At 67.8% G+C, this 3,552-nt stretch carries 4 protein-coding genes; 3 read left to right on the top strand and 1 reads right to left on the bottom strand.

Annotated elements, in window-relative coordinates:
- The 3 genes from WCJ52_RS12245 to WCJ52_RS12235 all read left to right on the top strand — a co-directional run.
- A partial coding sequence (locus WCJ52_RS12245; protein WP_336903590.1) for a DUF1993 family protein occupies positions 1–192 on the top strand: 192 nt, incomplete at its 5' end.
- A 273-nt stretch (positions 193–465) separates the two neighbouring features.
- Complete coding sequence (locus WCJ52_RS12240; protein WP_336903589.1) at positions 466–1,065, top strand: DUF308 domain-containing protein; 600 nt, start codon at positions 466–468, stop codon at positions 1,063–1,065.
- A gap of 9 nt (positions 1,066–1,074) precedes the next feature.
- Positions 1,075–1,740 (top strand): SOS response-associated peptidase family protein, encoded by a 666-nt coding sequence (locus WCJ52_RS12235; protein ID WP_336903588.1) that lies wholly within the window; start codon positions 1,075–1,077, stop codon positions 1,738–1,740.
- Here WCJ52_RS12235 and WCJ52_RS12230 read toward each other — a convergent pair.
- Entirely contained in the window at positions 1,737–3,533 is a 1,797-nt protein-coding gene (locus WCJ52_RS12230; protein ID WP_336903591.1) for an acetolactate synthase 3 large subunit, read from the bottom strand. The two genes, WCJ52_RS12235 and WCJ52_RS12230, sit on opposite strands and share 4 nt — an antisense overlap.
- Positions 3,534–3,552: the final 19 nt, after the last annotated feature.

Below are 3,552 nucleotides of genomic sequence, written 5' to 3'. Positions count from 1 at the left end.
GCCCTGGAGGGCCGCGAGGTGATTTTCAGGATCGGGCAGTCCCAGATCCCCTTCACCGCAGAAGGCTTCCTGATGTCCTTCTCGCTTCCAAACCTGCATTTCCATGCCGCCACCGCCTACGACATCCTCCGGCAGAAGGGCGCGCCCCTGGGCAAGCGCGACTATCTGGGCGCCATGAAGATCAAGGCCTGACCTGCGCGGAGGCGGCGGTCTTCACGCTGGGAGCGTCGGCGGATCGCCCTTGAGGCGGCAAAGCCGTCCATCCCGGGTATCGGCAGGTCCATCAGGATGAGTCATAGGGCTGGCGCATCGCCAGGGTGATCGCCTGGGGCCCGCTCGAGGCCTTTCCACCCTCTGCAGGCCTGCCCGCTGGCAGGCCCGCCGTGGGTCACCGGAGGTCCCCCGGGGTTGACCCCTTGGCACCCTCGGGGCAGCGTGATTCCAATACTGGATGGGGAGGCGGTCATGAGTGACGTGAAAGAAAATCTGGAGGTCCTGCGCGAGGGTGCCCTCAAGGGTTTGGAGACGCTTCGGGGCGCCTCGGGGTGGGTCATAGGCGTCGGCTGCGCCCTGATCGTCCTCGGCGTCGCCGCCCTCTTCTCGCTTGGGGTCGCCACCGCCGCCACGGTAACCCTGGTGGGTGTCGCCATGCTCCTCGCCGGCGTGGTGGAGGTGGTGCATGGCTTCCGCCAACGCGGGACGGGCCGCATTGCCTTGTGGATCCTGCTGGGCGCTCTCTACATCGCCTGTGGCGTACTGGTCCTGAGGAACCCCGTCCTGGCGGCCGGTGTCCTCACCCTGATGCTCGGAGCGGCCCTGATCGCCTCTGGGGTAGTCCGCGTCGGCATCGCCCTCCAGGTCCGTCAGGTCACCAAGGCCTGGGGATGGCTGGCCGCCTCAGGGGTCGCGACTGGCGTCCTGGGTGGCATCATCCTGTTGCGCTGGCCGGCCTCCAGCCACACGACCCTGGGTCTTCTGCTTGGGCTTGACCTGCTGTTCGCAGGCCTTGGCTGGCTCCTGGTCGGTCTGGCCCTGCGACGCCTGACCGCAAGGGTCGCCACCTGATCGGGGCATATGTGTAACGAATACCAGCTGAAGGTCCGGCGCGCCGACTATGACGCCGCCTTCCGGGGGGTGGGGCTCGATGTCCTCTGGTCGGACGCCGAGCCCAATCGTCCGCCCGACAGGCCCTTCAGGCCAACGGACCGGGCGCCGATCCTGCGCCGCACCCGCGACGGAGCCGGGCTCGAGGGGCTGGAGGCGCGCTGGTGGCTGGTGCCTGGCTTCCACAGGGGCTCCGTTTCCGACTGGAAGGCCATGTGCACCAACGCCCGGATCGAGACGGCGGCGACGACCGCCTCCTTCCGGGAGTCGGTCCGCACGGGCCGCTGCCTGGCACCCGTGACCTCGGTCTTTGAGTATGAGGCCCCTCCCGGTTGGCGGAAGGGTCAGCCCAAGCGGCGCTGGGAGGTCTCCTGGCCCGAAGACGGGGCCTCGGGGCCTGTGCGTTTCCTCGCCGGCCTTTGCGCCCGGTCCCACCCCGCCGACCTGCCGGAAGGGCTGGACAGCTTCGCCGTCATTACCCGGCCGGCCGGCGCGGACATGGCCCGCATCCACGACCGCCAGCCGGTCATCCTGTCCCTCGCCGAGGGCCTGGACTGGCTGGACCGGGGGGGCCTCGATACCCTCCCGGCCCCAGGCCCGACAGGCGACCTGACCCTCCGGGAAGCTCCCCGCTAGACCAGCCCCTTGCCGGTGTCGTCGATGATGGAGCCCAGGTCGCGGTTGTCCTCGGCCAGGATCATCTCGTTGTGCGCCTTGCCCGAGGGGATCATGGGAAAGCAGTTCTCGTCCTTGGTCACGCAGCAGTCGAAGATGACCGGACCGGGATAGTCGATCATCTGGCGAATGGCGTCGTCCAGTTCGGCCGGGGTCCGGGCCCGCAGGCCCAGGCAGCCGAAGGCCTCGGCCAACTTCACAAAGTCGGGCAGGCTGGCCGAGTAGGAGTGTGAATAGCGCTCACCGTGCAGCAGCTGCTGCCATTGGCGCACCATGCCCATCCACTCGTTGTTCAGGATGAAGATCTTGATCGGCAGGCCGTACTGAATGGCTGTCGACATCTCCTGCATGGTCATCTGCACGCTGGCGTCGCCGCCGATGTCGATGACCAGGCTTTGCGGGTGCGCCAGCTGGACCCCCACGGCGGCGGGCAGGCCATAGCCCATGGTGCCGAGCCCTCCGGAGGTCATCCAGCGGTTCGGCTCGTCGAAGTGGAAGTACTGGGCCGCCCACATCTGGTGCTGGCCCACTTCGGTGGTGATGTAGACATCCTTATCCCGGGTCAGGGCATAGAGCCGCTCGACGGCGTACTGTGGCTTGATGCTGTCGGCTGAGGGCGTGTAGCTGAAGGACTTGCGCGCCCTCCAGGCCTCGATCTGCCGCCACCACTCGGACAGGGCGCCGGCGTCGCAGGACAGGTTACGCGCCTTCCAGACAGCGATCAGGTCTTCCAGCACGCTGCCGGCGTCGCCGATGATGCCGATATCGGCACGGACGTTCTTGGAGATCGAGGACGCGTCGATATCGATATGGATCTTGCGCGAGCCGGGCGAGAAGGCGTCGAGCTTGCCGGTGACCCGGTCGTCGAAGCGCGAGCCGATGGCCACCATGACGTCGCAGTCATGCATGGCGTTATTGGCTTCGAAGCTGCCGTGCATGCCCAGCATGCCCAGCCACTTGTCGTCCGAGGCCGGGAAGGCACCCAGGCCCATCAGGGTCGAGGTGACCGGCGCGCCGGTCAGGGCCGCGAATTCCCTCAGCAGGGTAGAGGCCCGGGGTCCGGCGTTGATCACGCCACCGCCGGTGTACAGGATGGGGCGGCGGGCACCGGCGATCATCTGTGCCGCCTCGGCGATCCGGGCCGGGTCGCCCTGGGTGCGGGGGCGGTAGTTGTGGGCGTGCACCACCTCGTTCGGTCCCTGGTAGGCGGCCTTGCCGAACTGGACGTCCTTGGGGATGTCGATGACCACGGGTCCCGGCCGCCCGGAGGTGGCGATGTGGAAGGCCTCGTGCAGCACCCGGGGCAGGTCCGCCGGAGTCTTGACCAGGTAGTTATGCTTGGTGATGGACCGGGTGATGCCGATGGTGTCGCACTCCTGGAAGGCGTCGGTGCCGATCAGGTGGGTGGCGACCTGGCCGGTGATGACCACCAGGGGAATGGAGTCCATCAGGGCGTCGACGATGCCGGTGATCGCATTGGTGGCGCCAGGACCCGACGTCACGAGGACCACGCCGGGCTTGCCGGTCGAGCGCGCATAGCCCTCTGCGGCATGGGTCGCCCCCTGTTCGTGCCGGACCAGGATGTGCTGCAGGCGCGGCTCGTTGAAGAGGGCGTCGTAGATGGGCAGGACCGCCCCGCCCGGATAGCCGAACAGGACCTCAACACCCTGGTCCACAAGGGCGCGCACGACGATCTCGGCCCCTGTCAGGATTTCTGTATCGGCGTCGGTCGGGGTCAGGGTCTGGGTGGTCATGGGAGTCGGGGTCCGAAGG

The sequence above is a fragment of the Phenylobacterium sp. genome (assembly GCF_037138395.1).
Taxonomy (GTDB): Bacteria; Pseudomonadota; Alphaproteobacteria; order Caulobacterales; family Caulobacteraceae; genus Phenylobacterium.
This window is presented reverse-complemented; position numbering and strand designations above follow the sequence as displayed.